The organism is Agrobacterium sp. B1(2019), assembly GCF_008274755.1.
In the GTDB taxonomy this organism is placed as follows: Bacteria; Pseudomonadota; Alphaproteobacteria; order Rhizobiales; family Rhizobiaceae; genus Agrobacterium; species Agrobacterium salinitolerans.
In genome coordinates, this window is the sequence record NZ_VTPB01000002.1 from 108,810 (window position 1) to 129,952 (window position 21,143).

Consider the following 21,143-nt stretch of genomic DNA (forward strand, 5'->3'; position numbering starts at 1 on the left):
ACCAAACTCGCCGCGCTCCAAAAAGTTTCACGACTTCCCGTTGCTTCGGAACGATTTTGCGCAATTCTGCCGGCGAGGTGACGAAAGAAATATGCCCGCGCCCGGCAAGCGTATGTCTTCTCAACGCAGGCGACGAGGATGATCAGCCAGAGGCAAGCCAACCGAACCAGATTGCGACCGAAGGAGATATACAATGTCTGCAATCGATCGAATTGGCCCTGCCGCTCTGCTTTATCCACGCACGCGGCCGCAGGACGTTTCCCAGGCCGTGCCCAATCCCACACCCGAACGGTCGGCACCGTTGATCGTCGGGAGCACCGCGCCTTCGCTTTCCTCCAATCTTGCCAACGCACTCTGGGCGCTACGGGGACAAGAGGGCGGAGTGGAAGAGACGCCGCTTGAGAACGGCGGCACAGGCTCGGATGAGGCTGAGCTCAGCCGCTGGGCCAATATGAGCCTTGGCGAGAAAATCCGGGCGCAATATCTGGAGGCGCGGGGATTGTCCGAAGGCGACCTTGCCGCCATGCCGCCCGACGAAAGAAAGGCCATTGAGGACGAGATCCAGAAAGCGATAAGGGTCGCGATGGAGGCTCCAAAAGACGATGACGTGGGCGTGCTCGCCGGCCTTTGAGCGTGACATGCCTTCAAGGGCACTGCACAGCTCTACGATTTGATACATAAATGCGGGTTTCAGGAAACATGCCTGATACCTGCAGGGCAGATCATTGCCTGATCTATTTCGGATCAGGCAGGATTTCCCATGAAGAGGCATATTTTCTTCGCCGTCTCCCTATCGGTTTCGGCAGCAGGTTTTGGAACCGTTTACTCGAGCTCAGCGGACACGCCGCCGGGACTTGCCTCTCCCATCTACGGTGTCACGCTTCCCGAAGGATATCGTGACTGGAAGTTCATCGCGCCCGCGCAGGAAGCGCCTCCGTTGGACGAGCTTCGCGCTGTTTTGGCAAATGATGTCGCCGTCAATGCCTATAAGAGCGGAAACCTGCCCTTTCCTGACGGTTCGATACTGGTGAAACTTGCCTATAAGCGTCAGCAATCCGCTGAGTTTCCGCCAGCCACGGTGCCGGGAGCGGCAACCACGGTGCAGGTGATGGTGAAAGACTCCAAGAAATATGCCGGCAGCCACGGCTGGGGTTTCGGGCGGTTTGTCAACGGCAAGCCGGTGGACGCCGCCCAGCATGAGACCTGTCTCTCCTGCCACGAGGGCAACGTTAAAGACCATGATTTCGTCTTCACGCGCTATGCGCCGTGACGAATGACGGGGCATGCGGTTTGGCTTTTGCGCCCGTGCGCCGGAGGCAGCTTCTACACTCGAATACAAATCACCGAAGCCCTGACACATCAGGGATACGTGAGGCCGGGAAATTGGCGCTATCGCCGGGTCGCCTTTGCAAACCGGAGCCCGAACTCCTGCCTGAAAGGAAAAGATGATGACGTTTCTGGTCATTGCCTATCTTGGAGGGGCGCTGACAATTCTCAGCCCCTGTATCCTGCCCATCCTTCCCTTCGTTTTTGCGCGGGCTGGGCAACCGTTTTTGCGCAGCACGCTGCCCCTGCTCGCGGGAATGGCGGCGACCTTTTGCGCCGTCGCGACACTGGCCGCAGTGGGCGGCAGCTGGGCAATCAGCGCCAATGAATATGGCCGGCTTGCGGCTCTTGCACTGCTTGCGGTCTTCGGCGTGGGGCTGGTCTCGCCCCGTGCGGCCAGCATCGTCACGCGCCCGGTCGTCGAACTCGGCAACCGGCTTGCCAATGCCGCCGGCAAGCCCGGGGCAATGCCGACGGTCGCGGGTTCACTGTTACTCGGCATCGCCACCGGCCTTTTATGGGCGCCCTGCGCCGGACCAATCCTCGGGCTTGTGCTGACGGGTGCGGCCCTGAAGGGGGCTAATCTGGAAACCAGCCTGCTGCTTGCCGCTTATGCCGCCGGGGCCGCGACCTCCCTTGCCGTCGCCATCCTCGTCGGCGGAAGAGTATTTGCGGCCATGAAGCGGTCTTTGGGTTTCAGCGAGCGGATCCGCCAGGCGCTTGGCGCGGCGGTGCTTGCCGGCGTCGCGGTCATCGCGCTCGGGCTGGATACGGGTTTCCTGTCGCAGATTTCCTATGCGAGCACGGCATCCTTCGAACAGCAGGTGCTCGACCGGCTCCACACTGCCAAAGCGCCTGAAGTGGCGGCGGCGGGCGTCAGCGCTGCTGCGGCCCGGCCGGAACTGCCGGTTGAGGGCAAGGCCCCATCCCTCGACGGCGCCGTCGAGTGGCTCAATTCCCCGCCGCTCACGCGCGAGCAATTGCGTGGCAAGGTCGTCCTCATCGACTTCTGGACCTATTCCTGCATCAACTGCATCCGCACCATTCCCTATGTGCGGGCCTGGGCGGACAAATACCGGGATCAGGGCCTCGTCGTAATCGGCGTTCACGCCCCCGAATTCGCCTTTGAGAAGAAGATCGACAATGTCCGCCAAGCCGTCACCGGCTTCAAGATCGACTACCCCGTGGCGATCGACAACGACTACAGGATCTGGCGCGCCTTCGATAACAGCTATTGGCCGGCGCATTACCTGATCGACGCCAATGGCCAGATCCGCTACCACCATTTCGGCGAGGGCAACTACCGGCAGACCGAAGAGGCGATCCAGGACCTGTTGCGCGAGGCCGGCAGCAGCGCCTCCGCCAGCGCACCGGTGGCACCGGAGGCGACGGGAGCCGAAGCAGGTGCGGATATCGGGCACATGCTGTCTGGCGAAACCTATATAGGCTATCGGCAGGCTCGAAGCTTCGCATCGAAGGAGGCGATGCGTGCAGACGTGCCGCGCGACTATTCCGTTACGACCCCTTCCCTCAACGAATGGGCACTTTCCGGCACCTGGACGGTTGGCGCGGAGGCGGCGACGCTCGATGCGGCTGATGGCGGCATCACCTATCGCTTCAGCGCCCGCGACCTTCATCTGGTCCTTGGGCCCGACGCTGCCGGAAAACCGGTTCGTTTCCAGATCACCATCGACGGTCATCCGCCGGGTGCGGATCATGGCGCCGACGCGGATGCCGAGGGCAATGGCGTCGTCACCTCAACCCGTCTTTACCAGCTCGTCCGCCAGTCCGGCACCGTCGAAGCGAAAACCTTTGCCATCCGCTTCCTCGATCCCGGCGTGCAGGCCTATGCCTTCACTTTCGGCTGATCCTGATTTTCAACCCGTTTCCATCAAAGCTAAAGGAGAAATATGATGCATCGTCGTCTCATGCCCAAATTCGCGCTTGCCGTCGCAACCGCACTGATTGCTTTTGTCGCACAGGCGGCAGAGGTGAAGAATATCGTCATCGTCCACGGCGCGCTGGCCGACGGTTCGGCCTGGCGCAGGGCGACTGACATCCTCGAAAGCCATGGTTTCAACGTCACGATCGTGCAGGAGCCCATCACCTCACTTGCCGATGACGTGGCGGCCACCAACCGTGTCCTCGATCTCCAGCAGGGGCCGAGCCTGCTTGTCGGGCACAGCTACAGCGGCATGGTGATTTCGGAAGCGGGCAACCGGCCGGATGTGGCCGGGCTGGTCTATGTCGCCGCCTTCCAACCGGAAAAGGGTGAGAGCCTTCTCGACCTCGCCGGCTCGAAACCGCCGGCCGGCAACGGCATCAAGGCGACGAAGGATGGCGCCTTCCTCTATCTTGACCCGACCGTCTTTGGACAAGATTTCGCCGGCGATCTGCCGCGTGAAGACGCGGCCTTCATGGCAAGAAGTCAGGTCTTCGCCGCCAAGGCCGCCTTTGCTGCCAAGGCAGGCGAACCGGCCTGGAAAACCAGGAAAAGCTGGTCGATTGTCGCAACGCAGGACCGGTCGATCAATCCCGATCTCGAGCGCGACATGGCGAGACGCGCCGGCAGTGTAGTGACTGAGATCGCAGCAAGCCATGCGGTCTTCGCCTCCCAGCCCGAAAAGGTCGCAGACGTCATCGAACAGGCGGCCCGGCAATCCGCGAAATAAACCGCGCCCGCCTCAAAGTCCAACACAGCCGCCCCAGACGCCGGGGCGGCTGATTGCGTCCGGAGGCCAAGCCAAATGTATCACTCTGTATCCGGCATGCGCCCTGCTACAAGACCATTCACATTCGTCCCCCTCGGGACACATCGAGGATACACGCACCGCGTTACCTGCCCGGCATCCAACATGGACAGGAGAGACAGCAATGAATTCCGAGATCAATTTCCAGCGCCGCCGCTTCTTCGGTATTGCCGCAATGACGGTCGCCGCCGTCGAATTCGGGGCCGCAGGCCTTGCTCATGCCAAAGGCGAAGCGCCTTCACTTCAGCCGTCAACCGGACGCGACGGAGCCACCTCCTTCGGCTCCCTGAAGCAGGTCGAAGCGGGCGTACTCAGCGTCGGTTACGCAGAAGCCGGTCCTTCAGACGGCCCTGTCGTGCTGCTGCTGCACGGATGGCCCTATGACATCTACAGCTATGTCGATGTCGCGCCCATCCTTACATCGGCTGGATATCGGGTACTCATCCCTTATCTGCGCGGATATGGCACGACCCGTTTTCTCTCGGACGACACGGCACGCAACGGACAGCAGGCAGCGCTTGCGGTCGACATGATCGCCTTTCTCGACGCACTCGGCGTCAAGCAGGCGATCGTTGCCGGTTACGACTGGGGCGCTCGCACCGCCGACATCATGGCCGCACTCTGGCCCGAGCGTTGCACGGGGCTCGTGTCGGTCAGCGGCTATCTTATCGGCAGCCAGGAGATCAACAGGATGCCGCTGCCGCCCAAGGCGGAACTCTCCTGGTGGTACCAGTTCTATTTCGCCACCGAACGCGGCCGTGCAGGCTATGCCGCAAACACCCGCGAGTTTGCGCGTCTGATCTGGCAGACGGCATCTCCAACCTGGAAATTCAGCGACGAGACCTTCAATCGTTCGGCCACCGCATTCGACAATCCCGACCATGTGGCCATCACCATCCATAACTACCGCTGGCGGCTTGCACTGGCAGACGGGGAAGTCAAGTACGACGATTACGAGCGCACGCTTGCGAAACTTCCCGTCATCACCGTGCCGACGATAACGCTGGAAGGCGACGCCAACGGCGCTCCGCATCCGGATCCTTCCGCCTACGCATCGAAGTTTTCCGGCAAGTACCGGCATCGCAACATCAGCGGCGGCATCGGCCACAACCTGCCGCAGGAAGCGCCCGAGGCTTTTGCGAGTGCTGTTCTGGACGTCGCAAAGCTTTAAACTTGCCGAAGCCCGCGAACCGTTGTCTTACTGCGTGTGACAGCAGGAGACGCGGTAGCGGGCCACTCAAACCGTCCGGACGACGAAGGCATCCGATGGAACATATCGACCATATTCTCGTCGTGGACGACGATAGGGAAATCCGGGAGCTGGTCTCCAGCTACCTCAAGAAGAACGGCCTGCGCACGAGCGTGGCGGCCGATGGACGGCAGATGAGAAGTTTTCTCGACGGCAATACCGTCGATCTCATCGTGCTCGACGTGATGATGCCTGGCGATGACGGGCTGGTCCTGTGCCGTGAGCTGCGGGCGGGGAAACATAAAGCCACGCCAGTCTTGATGCTGACCGCCCGCGACGACGAGATGGATCGCATTATCGGGCTCGAAATGGGCGCCGACGACTATCTGTCGAAGCCCTTCGCTGCCCGCGAGCTTCTTGCGCGGATCAAGGCCATCCTGCGCCGAACGCGGATGCTGCCTCCCAATCTGCAGATCAGCGAGGCCGGGCAGCTCCTGACCTTTGGTGAGTGGCGCCTCGACACGGTGGGCCGTCACCTGCTCGACAGGGAGGGCACGACCGTTGCTTTGAGCGGGGCTGAATACCGGCTTCTCAGGGTCTTCATCGATCATCCCCAGCGTGTCCTCAACCGGGACCAGCTGTTAAATCTCACCCAAGGACGCGACGCCGAGCTTTTCGACCGGTCGATCGATCTTCTCGTAAGCCGCGTGCGACAGCGGCTGGGGGATGACGCGCGCGAACCCATCTATATCAAGACCGTGCGGGCGGAAGGTTATGTCTTTGCGGTGCCCGTGGAGATTTCGGAGCCGAGGATATGAACGGCTCGCGCCTGCTCACCGGCTGGTGGCCGCGCTCACTGCGGTCCAGACTTTTCCTCATCCTGTTTGCCGGTCTCGCCATCGCCTACAGCCTGTCGTTCAGCATCCTCTTTGCCGAACGATACATGTCGGCAAAGGCGGTCATGCTCGGCACTCTGGAGCAGGATCTGGCGGTATCGATCGCCATCATCGACCGCCTGCCTGCGGAAGAGCGGGCGCAATGGGTCCATCGCCTGAGCCGCAGCAATTATCAACTTGTCCTCGGCCCCGGTCTTCCCGGCGTTTCCGACGTGACCGGCCGCGGCGCTGAAATTGCACAGAGGATCGAGGAGGCCGCAGGACACCGTTTTCCCGTCAAGGTCGAATCCATTCCCGGCGACGGCAAGCGGCTTCAGGCGCATCTGACGTTATCGGACGGCTCGCCGTTGACAATCGACGTGACACCGCGCGGCGTGATGCCCCTGGCGGAGTGGCTGCCATATGTCTTCGCCGCGCAGATGGCGCTTCTCCTTCTATGCACCTGGTTTGCAGTGCGACAGACGACAAGACCGCTCAGCGCGCTTGCTGCGGCAGCCGAAGCGCTGGATCCGGGGCAAAAGGGGTTGCCGATGAGTGAGAGCGGCCCAAGCGAAGTTGCCCACGCCGCCCGCGCGTTCAACGCCATGCGTGATCGCGTCGCGCAATATCTTGAGGAGCGTGTCCAGATTCTTGCAGCGATCTCGCACGACCTGCAGACGCCCATCACCCGGATGCGGTTGCGGGCCGACATGGCAGACGATACGCCGGAAAAGGAAAAGCTGGTCAGCGACCTGCGTGAAATCGAACGTCTGGTGCAGGATGGGATCGCTTACGCACGCAGCGCTCACGGCAATGGCGAGAAATCCTCCCGTATCGATCTGGCCTCGTTCATCGACAGCATCGCCTACGACTATCAGGATACCGGGAAAGCCGTCACGGTTGCCGGCATGGTGCGCGGCACAGCGTCGACAAAGCCACATGCATTGCGAAGAATCCTGACGAACTTCATAGATAACGCCCTCAAATTCGCCGGCAGCGCCGAAATTAAAATGGACCGGCGTGCTGAAGGCACCGTGATCATCACGGTCCTCGACCGGGGGCCGGGCATCCCTGACGAGATGCTGCAAAATGCCATGCAGCCTTTCTTCCGGATTGAAACATCCAGAAACCGCGACACGGGCGGAACAGGCCTCGGACTGGCAATCGCGCAGCAGCTCGCCGGAACGATCGGCGGCTCGGTTCGCCTCTACAACAGGCAGGGCGGCGGGCTTGCGGCCGAAGTGGCCTTTCCCTGACAGGGATGCGGGTCGACGATAACCGGTTCTAAAGCGCCGATACTTTTCGATACAGTTTCGCAAGTTCCGGAAACATGCCGGATACGCTGATCCATCACAAAGCCCTATCACGAAACGCTGCAGCAGCGGCAAATGAAAGGAGCCTCCCATGGCCAAGATCGAGACTGTTCTTTATACCGGCAAGACCCACACGACCGGCGGGCGCGACGGATCGGCCCAGAGCGATGATGGCGCGCTGGGCATCAAGCTCTCGCCTCCGGGCAGCGGAAAGCCGGGCACGAATCCCGAACAGCTTTTTGCGGCCGGCTGGTCGGCATGTTTCATCGGCGCCATGACAAAGGCGGCGGGGAAACGCCAGCTCCGGCTTCCAGCCGACACCGCCGTCGATGCGGAAGTCGACCTCGGCACGACGGGCGGCGAGTTCTTTCTGCAGGCTCGCCTCTCGGTCAGCCTGCCCGGTATCGATCGTCCCGTGGCACAGGCGATCATCGAGGATGCTCACCAGATCTGCCCCTATTCGAAGGCAACCAGGGGGAACATTGATGTTACGCTCAAGCTCGCTTAAGCCGATTGTTTCCGTCCGTGCGTTCATCATCCCCATCGTGTTTGCGGCGATATTCGCGGCACCGTGCGTATATGATGCAACATCCCACGAGCCCTCACCGCTTGCGGGGCTTCTGGGCGCGGCCTCATCAATGTGATCACAAGGGAACGGCTCGGCACCCGCCGCAGCCGTTTTCGCGTTTCCACTTCGTCCTGCCATCCCTCTGATCAACTCAAGGAAGCCTGCCTGCGCCCCATGCGGCGCGCTTCCAGCGCGTTCCACGGCGGCCAGACGAGCGGGATTTTCAACCACCTTAAACGCGGCCAAATCAATGCGATCAATTGAACACATCTATGTCAACGGTGAATTTGTGGTGCCAGACGGCAATGAACGGCTGGACCTTTTCAATCCGGCAACGGAAGAAAAAATCGGCAATGTCCGGCTTGGCAACGCCGATGATGCAAGGGCCGCAGTGGCCGCCGCGAAACGCGCTTTTCCCGCAATGGCAATATCCACCAAGGCGCAGCGTATCGATATGCTGCGCAGCCTGCGTGATGCGATCGCAGAGCGGCCGGATGAACTCACGCGGGCCATGACCGAAGAATACGGCGCGCCCGCTTATTTCACGGCTTTCTCCGTTCAAAACGCAGCATCGATTTTTGATGTTATGGCTGAGACCGTAGCGAAATACGACTTTGACCGGGTCGTGGGTAAAAGCACGGTCACGATGCTGCCGCGCGGCGTTCTCGCCGCCATCACGCCCTGGAACAGCAATTTCGGTTTTATCGCTACCAAGCTTGCGCATGCAATCGGTTCCGGCTCGTCCCTCGTCATCAAGCCGGCCGAACAGAGCGCGTTTCAGACGGATATTCTCGTGCGAAGACTGCATCAGGCCGGCCTGCCGGCAGGGGTTTTCAACGTTGTCAACGGCACGGGTCCGGTGGTCGGCGCGGCACTGACGCAGGATCCCGACGTTGCGACCATCAGCTTCACCGGCTCCACTCAGGCCGCAAGGATCATTCAACGCGCGGCGATAGACGGCATGAAAAGAGTGGTTCTGGAGCTGGGAGGCAAAGCACCTACCATCATCCTGCCGGATGCCGACCTCGACAAGGCGATACCAGTCGCTCTGATGTCGGGCTTTGCAAACAGCGGTCAGGCCTGCGTCGCGGGTACCCGCATCCTCGCTCCGCGGTCCCGTCTCCCCGAGATTGCCGAGCGGCTGAGGATGGCGACTGAAAAATTCAAAGTTGGCGATCCCCGTGATCCGGAGGTTCGGGTAGGCCCTCTCGCCAGTCTTGCCCAGTGGGAGAGGATCCAGACTTACATCCGGCTTGGTGTCGAAGAAGGAGCAACCCTGCTGACAGGCGGAACCGGACGGCCGGACGGGATTAAAAAAGGATGGTTCGCACGCCCGACAATTTTCGCAAATGTTACGAACGAAATGCGCATCGCCCGCGAAGAAATCTTTGGTCCCGTCCTGTGTCTTCTCGCCTATGAGGACGAAGATGAGGCCGTCGAAATCGCCAATGATAGCGACTACGGATTGCAGGCCTATGTGCTTGGATCCGACCTCAAACGTGCCGAACACATAGCCGCAAGGCTGATGGCCGGCCGCGTCGTCATCAACGGCGCACCGCACGATCCTCGCGCCCCCTTCGGCGGTTTCAAGCAGTCCGGTATCGGCAGGGAGATCGGTGCCTTCGGGCTCGACGGCATGCTCGAACCGCGCGCCATTCTCACCCCGTAACGCGAGAAGTTTGCAGCGCCGGTCCCGGCGTGCGCTCCGTTCTGCTTCAGGCCGTCTTTGTATCCATAAGTGTCAGCCGTGCGAAAGCCGACGTTTGGTGACGCAACAGCAGGTCGAAAGAAATAGCCGGGATACGACCAACATCTACCTGTTTCGGACGCGAAATGCTCGCCGAACACATCGATATGGAGAGAAATATGACCGACGTCCTCCACCCGGAAAAAGGCGGGCACGGCACCGCGATTGTCCTTGGGTCCGCAATGGCTGTGTTGATGGCCTTCACCCCTGCCTTGGCAATTGAGGCTGTCGAACCACGCCAATCCGAAACCGCCTCTACCGACGACAGCATCCGGCCGTTCCAGGCTCATGTCGATCAGTCACAGATTGACGACCTCAAGGCAAGAATCAGGAATGCGCGCTGGCCTGATAAGGAAACCGTTGGCGATATCTCCCAGGGTATCCAGCTGGCGCGGGTTCAGGATCTCGTTCGATATTGGGGCAGCGACTATGACTGGCGAAATGCAGAAAGAGAACTCAACGCCTTGCCGCAGTTCATCACCACGATCGACGGCGTCGACATCCACTTCATTCATGTCCGCTCACGCCATCCCAACGCCTTGCCTGTCGTCCTCACTCACGGCTGGCCGGGTTCAATCTTCGAGTTCATAAAAGTCATCGGCCCGTTGACGGACCCGACCGCTTATGGCGGCAAAGCCGAAGACGCGTTCGACGTAATCATTCCCTCCATCCCCGGTTATGGTTTTTCAGGCCATCCGATCGATCTGGGGTGGGGACCAGACCGTGTTGCACGCGCCTGGGACACCCTTGTGAAGCGCCTCGGCTACACGCGCTATGTTTCCCAAGGCGGCGATCATGGTTCGGTCATTTCCGATGCCCTTGCCCGACAGGCGCCAAAGGGTCTGCTCGGCATTCATCTCAATATGCCGGCCACCGTTCCCGGTGCGCTCATGAAGGGCATCAACAGCGGTGATCCGGCCCCTGCGGACCTGTCTGCGCCGGAACGAAATGCCTATGACTCGCTAAAAGACTTTTTCGGCAGGAACGCTGCCTATGGCGCAATGATGGTCACAAGACCCCAGACGATTGGCTATTCCCTGTCGGATTCACCTGTCGGTCTCGCATCCTTCATCTACGAAAAATTTGCGCAATGGAGCGACAGCAATGGCGAGCCCGAAAACGTGCTTTCCAGGGATGAAATGCTCAACGACATCACTCTCTATTGGTTGACGAATAGCGGCGCGTCCGGCGCGCGCTTCTATTGGGAAAACAACAACAACAACTTCAGCGCGGACGCCCAGAAAACCAGGGACATCACAATCCCCGTCGGCATCACCGTTTTCCCGAAGGAAATCTATCAGGCGCCTGAGAGCTGGAGCAGGCAGGCCTATCCATCGCTGACCTATTATCATCAGGTCGATCATGGCGGACATTTCGCCGCCTGGGAGCAACCCGGGATTTTCTCAAGGGAGCTTCGTGACGCTTTCAGAAAGCTGCGCTGAGAGACGTCATTGTGGAAGCGCGGTTCTCGTACCGCGCCTCCTCACATCCTCGTCTTGCTGTCCGATTTAACGCTTGGGCATTTCTGTAACGAAAAGCCGCTCCTCGACGCCTGTCGAGCAACGGCTTTTTCTGTATCGGAGGCCGGGAGATTTCAGGCCGCAACCGGGACGCGTTCCGCCATCCACTGGTCCAGCGCAGATCGCAGCATTGATCCGGACACGGCCTCCGTGGAGGCGATCCTCATCAGGTATTTTGCGGCGTCGACGGCTGTCGAGCAGCCGATCGGCAGGCAGTTCTCTTCGCAGAACTCATTCAAAACCCTGCGGATCGACAGAAGCGACACTGCGTTGGTCATCTCGGATTTCCATCATGAATACGATATTGCGCCACTTGATGGAGAAGTGTTGTGTCGAGAGTTTTCCACCGAAACCGAAAACGGTACCTCGATGTAGCCTGACTAGTTCCTGATACAATAAGCTACCGTCAAGGACGGCGATCGCATCGATCAGTCCTGAAATCTCGTGCCGTCACTCGACTTATCCTGGCCTGCATCAATCTGGTCTTCCGCCTCGGCCTGTCGGGATAGAGGAAGCTCCAGCTGAATATCCTCCATCTCCGGCAGGCTCGCGATGCCGTCACGAAGGGCAAGGTCATCATAGGATGGTTTGAACGGCATCGGAATCTCCTTCCGCGCGAAAATTTGGCCGCCATCCGCTTTTTCCGGCGGCGGCCGTTTCAGATGATCAGCTCTTCACAAAGGCCAGCAGATCCGGATTGATGACATCGGCATGGGTAGTCAGCATGCCATGCGGATAACCCTTATACACTTTCAGCGTACCATTCTTCAGCAGTTTGACCGACAATTCGGCGGAATCCGCAATCGGTACGACCTGGTCGTCATCGCCGTGGAGAACGAGCGTCGGCACCGTGATCGCCTTCAGGTCTTCCGTCTGATCGGTTTCCGAGAAGGCCTTGACGCCGTCATAATGGGCTTTGGCGCTACCCATCATGCCCTGACGCCACCAGTTCTGGATGACACCAGGATAGACTTTGGCGTCCGGACGGTTGAAGCCGTAGAACGGACCGCTCGGCACGTCGAGGAAGAACTGGGCGCGGTTCTCGGCCACGCCCTTGCGGAAGCTGTCAAAGACTTCGATCGGCAGGCCGCCGGGATTGGAAGGCGTCTTCAGCATCAGCGGCGGAACGGCGGAGACGAGCACGGCCTTGGCAACGCGGCCCTGCGGCTCGCCGAATTTGGCGACGTACCGCGCGACCTCACCGCCACCGGTCGAGTGGCCGATGTGAACCGCGTTCCTCAGATCGAGATGTTCGGCAACGGCGAATGCATCGGCGGCATAGTGATCCATGTCGTGGCCGTCGCTCACCTGCTGGGAACGGCCGTGGCCGCGACGGTCATGGGCCACGACGCGGTAACCGTTCTTTACGAAGAACAGCATCTGCGCGTCCCAGTCATCGGACGACAAAGGCCAGCCGTGATGGAAGACGATAGGCTGGGCATCCTTCGGTCCCCAGTCCTTGAAATAGATGTCTACGTCGTCCTTGGTTTTTACGAATGACTCGGTCATTGGAAATGCTCCTTCGTTGCGGGATGGGATCGATTTTGAAAAGGCTTGCGACGGCATGGCCATCGCGGTGGAAAGAGCGGCGCCGGCCAGCAGAACATGCCGTCTGGAAAGCGCCAGCTCGATAGGATTGTTAGTCATTTCGGTTTCCTGCCTGATTTCAGCGGGCGCGGCGGGTGGTTTCGAACAGAAACCAGGTGCGGCGCTCGGTCTCGTCGATCCAGTTTTCGATCAGGCTTGTGGTGGCGTGGTCGTTAAGCTCGGAGGTGAGGCTGTGGGTTTGCCGCAGGATGGCGGTGAGCTGCCTGTTGTCCTCACGCAGTTCGGCGAGCATGTCCTCCGGCGTGACGAAATCGGCGTCATTATCAAGGAGACGCTGGAGGCGGACGATATGGCCGATCGAGCGGATGGTCGTTCCGCCGATCTTGCGCGCCCTTTCAGCAATGTCGTCGGTCATCGCGAATATCTGCGCGCCCTGTTCGTCCAGCAGTGTGTGATAATCGCGGAAATGCGGACCGGAAACATGCCAGTGGAAGTTCTTGGTCTTGATGTAAAGCGTGAAGACATCCGCCAGCAGCGCGGTCAGCGCGGCGGCGATGTCGCGGCTCGCTTCAGCACCGAGGTCGGTCGGCGTTGCGAGTGGAAGCTTGCGGTTTTTGGCGGCTGTGATCGTGTCCATGATCGTTCTCCTTTTGCAATCGACCGCCCGGTGTTGAGCGCCCCTGTTGCGACTGTCTGATCGGCGTCGAGGATAGAAAGAAGGAGGGCTCGGGATAAATCGGCTGCTGGTACAGTCCACCCGATACCTAAGTGTAGTTTCGGCAATTTCGGGCCCGGGCTACATTTCACCTGTCGCCCCGCCCCAGGGCGATTGGCTCGCAGAAGCCATCGTCTCCGGTGTCCCCCTCCCCCGGAGCCGCGGATATCCTCCCGATCCGCCAAGGCCGCCCCCCGCCGCAGGAGGCGGCCTTTTTTTTCCTTTCGGCCTCAGCCGTGAAGGCAACCTATGCCTGAGTATGATGTTTACTCTTTCGCCGTTGCGCTAACCTCAGCGGGCGCAACAATCGTCAATCTGCGAAATCGAAGGGATTTTGACATGGCGGAAGTACGGCCGGAAGGTATCGAAAAATACGATCATCCAGCTGGCGGCTGGGATGCATTGAAGGCTGTGGCTAAAACGCTCGCCCACCAGCAGATCGTCGCACAGGGCACGATGACGCTGCTCAAGGCAAATCAGCCCGAGGGTTTCGACTGTCCCGGCTGCGCCTGGCCCGATCCCAAACACACATCATCCTTCGAGTTCTGCGAAAACGGCGCCAAGGCCATCACCTGGGAATCGACGGCGAAACGGTCCGGACCCGAATTTTTCGCCCAGCATACGGTTTCCGAACTGTGGCAATGGACGGATCACAAGCTGGAGGATGCCGGCCGGCTGACCCTTCCCTTGCACTACAACGCCGAGAGCGATCGCTATGAGCCAATCGCATGGGACGACGCCTTCAATCTGATCGCGCAGGAACTCAACAAGCTCGACGACCCCGACAAGGCGGAATTTTACACATCCGGTCGGGCGTCCAACGAGGCCGCCTTTCTCTATCAGCTTTTCGTGCGCGCCTATGGGACGAACAATTTCCCTGATTGTTCCAACATGTGCCACGAGGCCACCAGCGTTGGCCTTCCGAAATCCATCGGCGTCGGCAAAGGCACGGTGACGCTGGAGGATTTCGATCACGCCGATGCGATCTTCAGCTTCGGCCACAATCCCGGCACCAACCATCCTCGGATGATGACGACGCTGCACAATGCCGCAAAACGCGGCGTCCCGATCGTGGTCTTCAATCCGCTGAAGGAACGGGCGCTGGAACGCTTCGCCGCGCCGCAAGACCCGATCGAAATGGCGACGCTCTCCTCGACGCCCATCGCCTCGGCCTACCATCAGCTGCGCACCGGCGGCGATCTCGCAGCCCTCAAGGGCATCATGAAGGCGGTGTTAGAACTGGATGCGCAGAACCAGAAGGCGGGTGGCGCCGGTGTGCTCGACCGGGCCTTCATCGAGGAACACACAGCCGGTCTCGACGCACTGCGCGCTGACATCGACGCTACCTCCTGGGACACCATCTGTTCCGTCAGCGGACTGACAAAGGAGGCGATAGAGAGTGTTGCGAGGATTTATGTGAGCGCCTCGAACGTCATCATCTGTTACGGCATGGGCATCACGCAGCACGCCAAGGGCACGAGCAATGTGCAGCAGATCGCAAATCTCCTGCTGCTGCGCGGCAATATGGGTCGCCCGGGCGCGGGGATCGCGCCCATTCGTGGCCACTCCAATGTGCAGGGCGACCGCACCGTCGGTATCACTGAAATCCCCAACAAGGCGCTGCTGGACGGCATGGAGCGCGCTTTCGGTTTCCGCCCGTCTGCGGAGAAGGGGCACAACGCCATAGAGGCCGTCGAGGCGATCATCGCCGGCAAATCCCGGGCACTTATCTGTCTTGGCGGAAACCTCGCCGTCGCCATGTCGGATACCGGCGCGACCTTCAAGGGTATGCGCAACCTCGATCTTGCCGTTCACATCGCGACGAAGCTAAACCGCTCGCACCTTCTGACAGGCAGGACATCGCTGATCCTGCCCTGCCTTGGACGTACTGATCTGGATACCCAGGCACTAGGCCCGCAGGCCGTGACAGTCGAGGATTCGATGTCCATGGTGCATGCCTCGCGCGGTTTCCTCAACCCGCCCGGGGAGCTGGTCAAGTCGGAGCCGGCCATCATCGCCGGCATTGCCAGGGCGACGATCGGCAACCGCCATGGAATAGACTGGGATTGGCTGATTGCCGATTACGACCGAATCCGTGACAAGATCGAAGAGGTCTTTCCCGATTTTACGGATTTCAACAGCCGGGTTCGGGTAAAAGGCGGTTTTCGCCTTGATGTCGCGGCCTCCTTCCGCCGCTGGAACACGCAGAGCGGCAAGGCCAATTTCCTTGTCGCCACCGGACTTGAAGAAGACCCGCTCATCTCCAATCCGGAAGCCCTCGTGCTGACCACGATCCGCAGTCACGACCAGTACAATACGACGATCTATGGCATGGATGACCGTTATCGCGGCGTCTTCGGTCGAAGAGACATTGTCTTCATGAATCGACACGACCTTGCCGCGCGCGGCCTGAAGGATGGCGATCGCATCGATATTCGTGGCATCGGCCGAGAAAATGAGGACCGACACCTCGTTCAGGGTTTCACCGCCGTCGAATACAATATCCCGAAGGGGTCGGCCGCGGGCTATTATCCGGAGATGAATGCGGTGGTGGCGCTCGGCCATTATGACCGTCTTTCCGGAACGCCTTCCTACAAGGGTGTTCCGATCGCGGTGAGCCCGGCAGCAGGCTGACGGACACAAGCGCGGCGCGCAATACAAGGGTCATTGCGCGCTCTTTTCCCCACCGTTTGTGTTGGACGTCGCCTCGGGCCATCAGGCATGGGCCTGTGGAGACCGGCGATAGATGCGGATTTTTCGATATAGCGCCGTACCGTTTTACCGCTATCCTGTTGTTTCGACGACGGTGGCAACCAAGACCTATGTATAGGTCAGGTTGTGCTGAAAAAACCGTATTATCGGCAAAAATCGCATCGGGGGAACAATGTCGATTGCGTCAAGGATGTTTCGCGCGCGCGAGCCGGAAGGTGGAGCGCACCATCTGGCTTTTGGCCTTGGGGCGCTGGCGCTGGCGGCCGGCGTCTTTTACGTCGATACTTATACCGACATAGAAGGCGCGATCGCGGTGCTTTATGTCATCACGGTCCTTTTGGCCGCGCAGATTGTAAGCTGGTCGGGACTGATCGCGATCTCCTGCGCCTGCGCCATTCTTTCCCTCCTGTCCTATGCAGCGACCCATGCGCAGGATGCGGATTTCCAGTCGGCGCTTCGCTTGGTCGTCGCCCTTGCGGCACTTGCCGTCACGACCATGCTGCTTTTGAAAACGGAGACCGCCCGGCTGGCGATGTTGTCCGTCAATGCGGCGCTGAAGGAAAGCGAGGAGCGTTATCGCTCCATTTTCGACCGTACGCGCGTCGCACTCTGGGAACGCGACTATTCGAAGCTTCACGCCCTGCTGATGGGCCTCAAACAACGGGGCATCACCGATATGCGGGCCCATGCGCGCGCCAATCCGGGTTTTACGCAGCAATGCATCGATCTCATCACGGTCGTTGCATCGAATGAGGCCGGAAAGGAAATGCTGGGTTACGATTCCTCTATCCGCGGCACCCTCCAGCAATCGGTCGTTTCTTCGTCTGGCAAGTTCGTCGATGTCTTGCAGGCGATCATCGACAACCGGCGTGTCTTCGAAGACAAGGTGGTGGTGCGCACCGACACCGGCGAAGACAAGCTGGTGCTTCTTTCCATCAGCTTCCCTGCGGAGGCCGCCTCCTTCAACCGTGTGGTGGTCAGCATGGTCGATATCACCCAGCGCGAAATGGCGTTGAAGGCTCTGGCCGAGGCGCAGGCGGAGCTGACGAAGGCCTCAAAGGCGGCAGCCGTCGGCGCCATGTCCGCATCGCTCTCCCACGAACTGAACCAGCCGCTTGGCGCCATCATCGTCAATGCGCAGACATTGCTGCGGTGGCTCGATCGCGATCCGCCGGATCTTGCCGCCGCCCGCCGCTCGGCCGAACGCATGATCCGTGACGGGCAGCGCGCCAGTGACATCATCCAGAACACGCGCAGCCTGCTAGCCCATACGAGCGGCAAGATGGAAACCTTCGACCTCAGTGAGTTCGTCGATGAAACGCTCAGCCTTCTCGAACACGAACTGGAACGCAGCGGCACAACGGTGCATGTGGAAAAAGCGGTCACACCGCCGATAACGGCCGTCAGGATCGAACTGCAGCAGGTCCTTATCAATCTTCTCACCAACGCCATTCAGGCCATGGAAGAGGCCGGCACCGGCAATCGCACCATTACGGTTCGGAAGGAGCGCGAAGACAGCGAAAATATTCATATTGCCGTTCACGACAATGGGCCGGGTTTCCCCGCGCAGATGAAGGAAAAGTTGTTTTCGCCGTTTTTCACGACCAAGGAGACGGGAATGGGCATGGGGCTTTCTATCTGCCGTACGACGCTGGAAGCACGTGGCGGTAGGCTTACCGGTGAAAATCATCCTCTCGGCGGGGCGGTCTTCACGATTTCCATGCCGATCAGCCAGGAGATGGAACATGCCTGAGCCGCGCAAGACGACAAAGGAGCCGCCGTCACCTGTCGTGTTTATCGTCGACGACGATGTGTCGATGCGCGAGGCGCTCACCGATCTTTTTCGCTCCATGAAGTTCGATGCCGAAGCTTTCGACAGCGCCGCCGTCTTTCTCGAAAAAGCGGACCTGAGCCGGCCCGGCTGTCTGCTGCTTGATGTGCGGCTTCCCGGCATAAGCGGCCTTGATTTCCAGATGCAGCTGGAACGCGTCGGCAACAGGATGCCGATCATTTTCATGACCGGCTTCGGCGATATCCCGATGAGCGTGCGGGCGATGAAGGCGGGCGCCGTCGATTTTCTGACCAAGCCCTTCAAGGAACAGGATATTCTGGACGCCGTCGCGGCCGCGATGGAACGGGATGCGTCGCGACGCCGCGAAAGCGCCCAGAACGAGGCCGTCACGTCTCTAGCCGAGCAGCTGACGCCAAGGGAACGCGAGGTCATGGGCGCCGTTGTCCGCGGCCTGATGAACAAGCAAATCGCCTACGAGCTCGGCATCAGCGAAGTCACCGTGAAACTGCACCGGGGCAATGTAATGCGCAAAATGGAAGCAAGATCGGTCGCCGATCTCGTGCGGAAAGCGGAGCTGATCGGCGAGAAGCTCCGGCCACCTGTATCTTAGTATGGTATCTTTGAGAGCGGCATGGGCGCATAGAGGAAGAAAGAAAACAGAAAAGGTCGCTTTCATTGCCCCCCGTTCCCGTCATTGCCGTCGTCGACGACGATCCCGCCATTCGCGAGGCCATGGATGATCTCATCATGTCCTTCGGTTACGAGTGCCGCCTGTTTGCCTCTGCCGAACAATTCCTGGAATCGAAGCTCCAGGCGGACATCGACTGCATCGTCGTCGATGTCAAAATGCCCGGTCTTTCCGGCATCGAACTGCAGAGCGAGTTGAACCGGCGCGGTAACCACCCGCCGATGATCTTCGTCACCTCCTATCAGGATGAGCGCACCCGGAATGCAGCCTTGAACGGCGGCGCTTTGGCCTTTCTCGGCAAGCCGGTCAATATCATCAGTCTGATCGGATGCCTGGAATCCGTTCTCGCCCGGTCGTCCTGACGGCTGACGCTTTGCCACAGGGCGAGTGAGCCAGCCTATATCCGCTCGCAGAGAAGTTCTCCATCGCTCTGGCTGCATCTCGTCCAAGCGAAATCCGTTGTTATTTCATGCCCCGACGCCCTGCCGTCCGGGCAAGCATTGCCGTTGAGCGGATGTCTCGGCGTTTATCCCGCTGCCAACACCTTCCGCTATACGAACTAGACCTCTGTATAGATGCCGGCTCCGCTTCTCCGCCGTAGCCTTTGCTCCAGTCAAGCGCTTCCCCTCCGAACGTTCCTGACGACACCACCACCCCTTTTTAGGAGCAGGGCATGACCTCCATCAGCAAGTATGCGGACGAGCAGAGACCCCGTCGCCTCAAAGTCGCAGCGGTGTTGGCATCGGGTACGATTATTGTGCTCGGTGGCAATGCTCTCCTGGTCAGGAATGGCGAACCGGCGCTTGCAGCCTCCGAAGACGTCGCGTCAGCCGGCGCCTTCCGCATCCTCACACCACAGACAATCGACAGGCTGGGCGGACTTTCCGCTTCCGTGCCGGCTCTCAGTGAAACGTCCGAAGGCGCACAGGCTGTTCCGGCACTGGACAAGACATCCTGCGTCGCCGCCCGGGCCGCCCAGAAAACGGACCGGTACGACACGCTCGATCCAAGAGCCTTCTGCCAGCTGCAGCACCGCCTCTTCAACGCCGAGCTGATCGACCGCATCGCCATGCTCCAGCTCGCGTCACAGACCCGCTCTATTGACACTTCCTCCCAACTCGCCATGAACAAGGAGTTCTGAAATGGAGACATTGACCAGACGCGCAGTCCTCGCAATCGGCGCCGTTGGCGGCACCGCCCTTGCCGCCAGCGCGGCCGGGGCAGCGTCTTTCGGCAATCCCGACCAGCCCGCCGAGGGAGCAATCAACGCCAATGCCGCGGGTCTCAGCGATCCCGGCCCGAAGAACCCTGTGATCAACGACCAGTTTCCATCTTTCCAGAGCCCGCCGGCGACCGATGTAGGTGACATGCAGCTCTTCTGGGGCTCGTTCAACAACGCCGCCAAGCGTATCCAGGACGGCGGATGGGCACGTCAGGTGACCAAGTCGGACTTTGCGATTTCGGATGCCGTGTCCGGCGTCAACATGCGGCTGGGACCGGGCGGCGTTCGTGAGATGCACTGGCACCGTGCCGCAGAATGGGCGATCATGACCAATGGCCGTTGCCGCATCACCGTGCTCGATACGCAGGGCCGCGCCTACGTGCAGGATGTTGAGGCCGGCGATCTCTGGTATTTTCCAGCCGGCTACCCGCATTCGCTGCAGGGACTTGGCCCTGAAGGGTGCGAATTCGTCATCGTGTTCGACGAAGGCGACCAGTCCGAATATGGCACGCTGCTTCTCACCGACTGGCTGGCGCATACGTCACCCGAACTGCTGGCCAAGAATTTCGGCGTCGCGCAGGACGTGTTCCGGAACATTCCGCTGCAGAACCTCTGGATCTTCCAGGGCAAGGAGCCGGGACCGCTCTCCAGGGATCAAGAAGCCGTTGCCGGCGCGGGACTTCCCCCATTCCCGTTCACCTATAAGCTCGCTGCATCAAAACCATTGAAGGAAAATGCCGCCGGCGTCATTCGCCTTGCCGACAGCAGCGCCTTTACCGTGTCCAAAACCATCGCCGCCGCCATCGAAACGATCAAGCCCGGCGGTGTGCGCGAAATGCACTGGCATCCCAATGCGGACGAATGGCAATACTGGATCAGGGGTGAAGGCCGGATGACCGTGTTCGATGCAGGGCCACGCAGTCAGACCGCCGATTTCCGTGCCGGTGACATCGGTTATGTGAAAAGAAGTCAGGGCCATATCATCGAAAATACCGGCAAGACCGACCTGCAATTCGTTGCGGTCTTCAAGACCGCCGAATACCAGGAGGTCAGCCTGTCGTCCTGGCTGACGCACACACCGCCGGCGCTGGTGGCCCAGCACCTGAATGTCAGCATCGAGGATGTGGCGAAATTTCCCGCAAACCAGCCGGCGATCGTGCCAGGCTAAACCTCCTGTC

Annotated in this window: 20 protein-coding genes; 16 read left to right on the forward strand and 4 right to left on the reverse strand. The window is 60.1% G+C overall.

Annotated elements, in window-relative coordinates; all coding sequences use genetic code 11:
• Positions 1-193 precede the first annotated feature (193 nt).
• The 10 genes from AGR1_RS15370 to AGR1_RS15415 all read left to right on the forward strand — a co-directional run bounded on the left by AGR1_RS15370 (position 194) and on the right by AGR1_RS15415 (position 11,210).
• Positions 194-631 carry a hypothetical protein gene (locus tag AGR1_RS15370; RefSeq protein WP_149147443.1) on the forward strand — a complete coding sequence of 146 codons (438 nt, stop codon included), beginning with the start codon at positions 194-196 and terminating at the stop codon, positions 629-631.
• Positions 632-760: 129 nt separating this feature from the next.
• Complete coding sequence (locus AGR1_RS15375) at positions 761-1,270, forward strand: cytochrome P460 family protein (protein ID WP_137412119.1); 510 nt, start codon at positions 761-763, stop codon at positions 1,268-1,270.
• A 178-nt stretch (positions 1,271-1,448) separates the two neighbouring features.
• A complete protein-coding gene (locus tag AGR1_RS15380) occupies positions 1,449-3,194 on the forward strand; it encodes a cytochrome c biogenesis protein DipZ (RefSeq protein WP_187772197.1) in 1,746 nt (581 codons plus the stop codon).
• 45 nt (positions 3,195-3,239) lie between these two features.
• Positions 3,240-3,998: an alpha/beta hydrolase gene (locus tag AGR1_RS15385; RefSeq protein ID WP_149147445.1), complete on the forward strand. Its 759-nt coding sequence runs from the start codon at positions 3,240-3,242 to the stop codon at positions 3,996-3,998.
• 202 nt (positions 3,999-4,200) lie between these two features.
• Positions 4,201-5,247: an alpha/beta hydrolase gene (locus AGR1_RS15390; protein WP_149147446.1), complete on the forward strand. Its 1,047-nt coding sequence runs from the start codon at positions 4,201-4,203 to the stop codon at positions 5,245-5,247.
• Between the two features lie 95 nt (positions 5,248-5,342).
• Positions 5,343-6,083 (forward strand): response regulator, encoded by a 741-nt coding sequence (locus AGR1_RS15395; RefSeq protein WP_149147447.1) that lies wholly within the window; start codon positions 5,343-5,345, stop codon positions 6,081-6,083.
• The gene (locus AGR1_RS15400) at positions 6,080-7,396 is read left to right on the forward strand and encodes an ATP-binding protein (protein WP_149147448.1); all 1,317 of its coding nucleotides are present in this window, start codon (positions 6,080-6,082) and stop codon (positions 7,394-7,396) included. Before AGR1_RS15395 ends, AGR1_RS15400 begins: the two co-directional genes overlap by 4 nt.
• Before the next feature lie 148 nt (positions 7,397-7,544).
• Positions 7,545-7,961, forward strand: a complete 417-nt coding sequence (locus tag AGR1_RS15405; RefSeq protein WP_149147449.1) for an organic hydroperoxide resistance protein — start codon at positions 7,545-7,547, stop codon at positions 7,959-7,961.
• 310 nt (positions 7,962-8,271) lie between these two features.
• Positions 8,272-9,690 carry an aldehyde dehydrogenase family protein gene (locus AGR1_RS15410; protein WP_149147450.1) on the forward strand — a complete coding sequence of 473 codons (1,419 nt, stop codon included), beginning with the start codon at positions 8,272-8,274 and terminating at the stop codon, positions 9,688-9,690.
• 197 nt (positions 9,691-9,887) lie between these two features.
• Positions 9,888-11,210: an epoxide hydrolase family protein gene (locus tag AGR1_RS15415; protein ID WP_149147451.1), complete on the forward strand. Its 1,323-nt coding sequence runs from the start codon at positions 9,888-9,890 to the stop codon at positions 11,208-11,210.
• Between the two features lie 152 nt (positions 11,211-11,362).
• Here AGR1_RS15415 and AGR1_RS15420 read toward each other — a convergent pair whose 3' ends face one another.
• From AGR1_RS15420 to AGR1_RS15430, 4 genes are all read right to left on the reverse strand, one after another.
• Positions 11,363-11,566, reverse strand: coding sequence for a hypothetical protein (locus AGR1_RS15420; RefSeq protein WP_142913911.1), 204 nt, complete (start codon positions 11,564-11,566; stop codon positions 11,363-11,365).
• Positions 11,567-11,716: 150 nt separating this feature from the next.
• Positions 11,717-11,887 (reverse strand): hypothetical protein, encoded by a 171-nt coding sequence (locus AGR1_RS29600; RefSeq protein ID WP_173990461.1) that lies wholly within the window; start codon positions 11,885-11,887, stop codon positions 11,717-11,719.
• Between the two features lie 67 nt (positions 11,888-11,954).
• Positions 11,955-12,935: an alpha/beta hydrolase gene (locus tag AGR1_RS15425; RefSeq protein WP_149147452.1), complete on the reverse strand. Its 981-nt coding sequence runs from the start codon at positions 12,933-12,935 to the stop codon at positions 11,955-11,957.
• Positions 12,936-12,954: 19 nt separating this feature from the next.
• Positions 12,955-13,473, reverse strand: a complete 519-nt coding sequence (locus AGR1_RS15430; protein WP_149147453.1) for a Dps family protein — start codon at positions 13,471-13,473, stop codon at positions 12,955-12,957.
• 417 nt (positions 13,474-13,890) lie between these two features.
• Here AGR1_RS15430 and AGR1_RS15435 point away from each other — a divergent pair, with 417 nt between their 5' ends.
• The 6 genes from AGR1_RS15435 to AGR1_RS15460 all read left to right on the forward strand — a co-directional run bounded on the left by AGR1_RS15435 (position 13,891) and on the right by AGR1_RS15460 (position 21,133).
• A complete protein-coding gene (locus AGR1_RS15435) occupies positions 13,891-16,185 on the forward strand; it encodes an FdhF/YdeP family oxidoreductase (RefSeq protein ID WP_149147454.1) in 2,295 nt (764 codons plus the stop codon).
• A gap of 250 nt (positions 16,186-16,435) precedes the next feature.
• Entirely contained in the window at positions 16,436-18,016 is a 1,581-nt protein-coding gene (locus AGR1_RS15440; RefSeq protein ID WP_149147455.1) for an ATP-binding protein, read from the forward strand.
• A complete protein-coding gene (locus AGR1_RS15445; protein WP_149147456.1) occupies positions 18,009-18,665 on the forward strand; it encodes a response regulator transcription factor in 657 nt (218 codons plus the stop codon). The genes AGR1_RS15440 and AGR1_RS15445 overlap by 8 nt, the downstream gene beginning before the upstream one ends.
• A gap of 65 nt (positions 18,666-18,730) precedes the next feature.
• Positions 18,731-19,105, forward strand: a complete 375-nt coding sequence (locus tag AGR1_RS15450) for a response regulator (RefSeq protein ID WP_149147457.1) — start codon at positions 18,731-18,733, stop codon at positions 19,103-19,105.
• A gap of 311 nt (positions 19,106-19,416) precedes the next feature.
• Entirely contained in the window at positions 19,417-19,884 is a 468-nt protein-coding gene (locus AGR1_RS15455) for a hypothetical protein (protein ID WP_149147458.1), read from the forward strand.
• Position 19,885: 1 nt separating this feature from the next.
• The gene (locus tag AGR1_RS15460; RefSeq protein ID WP_149147459.1) at positions 19,886-21,133 is read left to right on the forward strand and encodes an oxalate decarboxylase family bicupin; all 1,248 of its coding nucleotides are present in this window, start codon (positions 19,886-19,888) and stop codon (positions 21,131-21,133) included.
• Positions 21,134-21,143: the final 10 nt, after the last annotated feature.

Bases quoted from the DNA above. Each gene is read 5' to 3' on its own strand.
- AGR1_RS15370 (WP_149147443.1), top strand. From the start codon at position 194: ATGTCTGCAATCGATCGAATTGGCCCTGCCGCTCTGCTTTATCCACGC.
- AGR1_RS15375 (WP_137412119.1), top strand. From the start codon at position 761: ATGAAGAGGCATATTTTCTTCGCCGTCTCCCTATCGGTTTCGGCAGCA.
- AGR1_RS15380 (WP_187772197.1), top strand. From the start codon at position 1,449: ATGACGTTTCTGGTCATTGCCTATCTTGGAGGGGCGCTGACAATTCTC.
- AGR1_RS15385 (WP_149147445.1), top strand. From the start codon at position 3,240: ATGCATCGTCGTCTCATGCCCAAATTCGCGCTTGCCGTCGCAACCGCA.
- AGR1_RS15390 (WP_149147446.1), top strand. From the start codon at position 4,201: ATGAATTCCGAGATCAATTTCCAGCGCCGCCGCTTCTTCGGTATTGCC.
- AGR1_RS15395 (WP_149147447.1), top strand. From the start codon at position 5,343: ATGGAACATATCGACCATATTCTCGTCGTGGACGACGATAGGGAAATC.
- AGR1_RS15400 (WP_149147448.1), top strand. From the start codon at position 6,080: ATGAACGGCTCGCGCCTGCTCACCGGCTGGTGGCCGCGCTCACTGCGG.
- AGR1_RS15405 (WP_149147449.1), top strand. From the start codon at position 7,545: ATGGCCAAGATCGAGACTGTTCTTTATACCGGCAAGACCCACACGACC.
- AGR1_RS15410 (WP_149147450.1), top strand. From the start codon at position 8,272: ATGCGATCAATTGAACACATCTATGTCAACGGTGAATTTGTGGTGCCA.
- AGR1_RS15415 (WP_149147451.1), top strand. From the start codon at position 9,888: ATGACCGACGTCCTCCACCCGGAAAAAGGCGGGCACGGCACCGCGATT.
- AGR1_RS15420 (WP_142913911.1), bottom strand. From the start codon at position 11,566: ATGACCAACGCAGTGTCGCTTCTGTCGATCCGCAGGGTTTTGAATGAG.
- AGR1_RS29600 (WP_173990461.1), bottom strand. From the start codon at position 11,887: ATGCCGTTCAAACCATCCTATGATGACCTTGCCCTTCGTGACGGCATC.
- AGR1_RS15425 (WP_149147452.1), bottom strand. From the start codon at position 12,935: ATGACTAACAATCCTATCGAGCTGGCGCTTTCCAGACGGCATGTTCTG.
- AGR1_RS15430 (WP_149147453.1), bottom strand. From the start codon at position 13,473: ATGGACACGATCACAGCCGCCAAAAACCGCAAGCTTCCACTCGCAACG.
- AGR1_RS15435 (WP_149147454.1), top strand. From the start codon at position 13,891: ATGGCGGAAGTACGGCCGGAAGGTATCGAAAAATACGATCATCCAGCT.
- AGR1_RS15440 (WP_149147455.1), top strand. From the start codon at position 16,436: ATGTCGATTGCGTCAAGGATGTTTCGCGCGCGCGAGCCGGAAGGTGGA.
- AGR1_RS15445 (WP_149147456.1), top strand. From the start codon at position 18,009: ATGCCTGAGCCGCGCAAGACGACAAAGGAGCCGCCGTCACCTGTCGTG.
- AGR1_RS15455 (WP_149147458.1), top strand. From the start codon at position 19,417: ATGACCTCCATCAGCAAGTATGCGGACGAGCAGAGACCCCGTCGCCTC.
- AGR1_RS15460 (WP_149147459.1), top strand. From the start codon at position 19,886: ATGGAGACATTGACCAGACGCGCAGTCCTCGCAATCGGCGCCGTTGGC.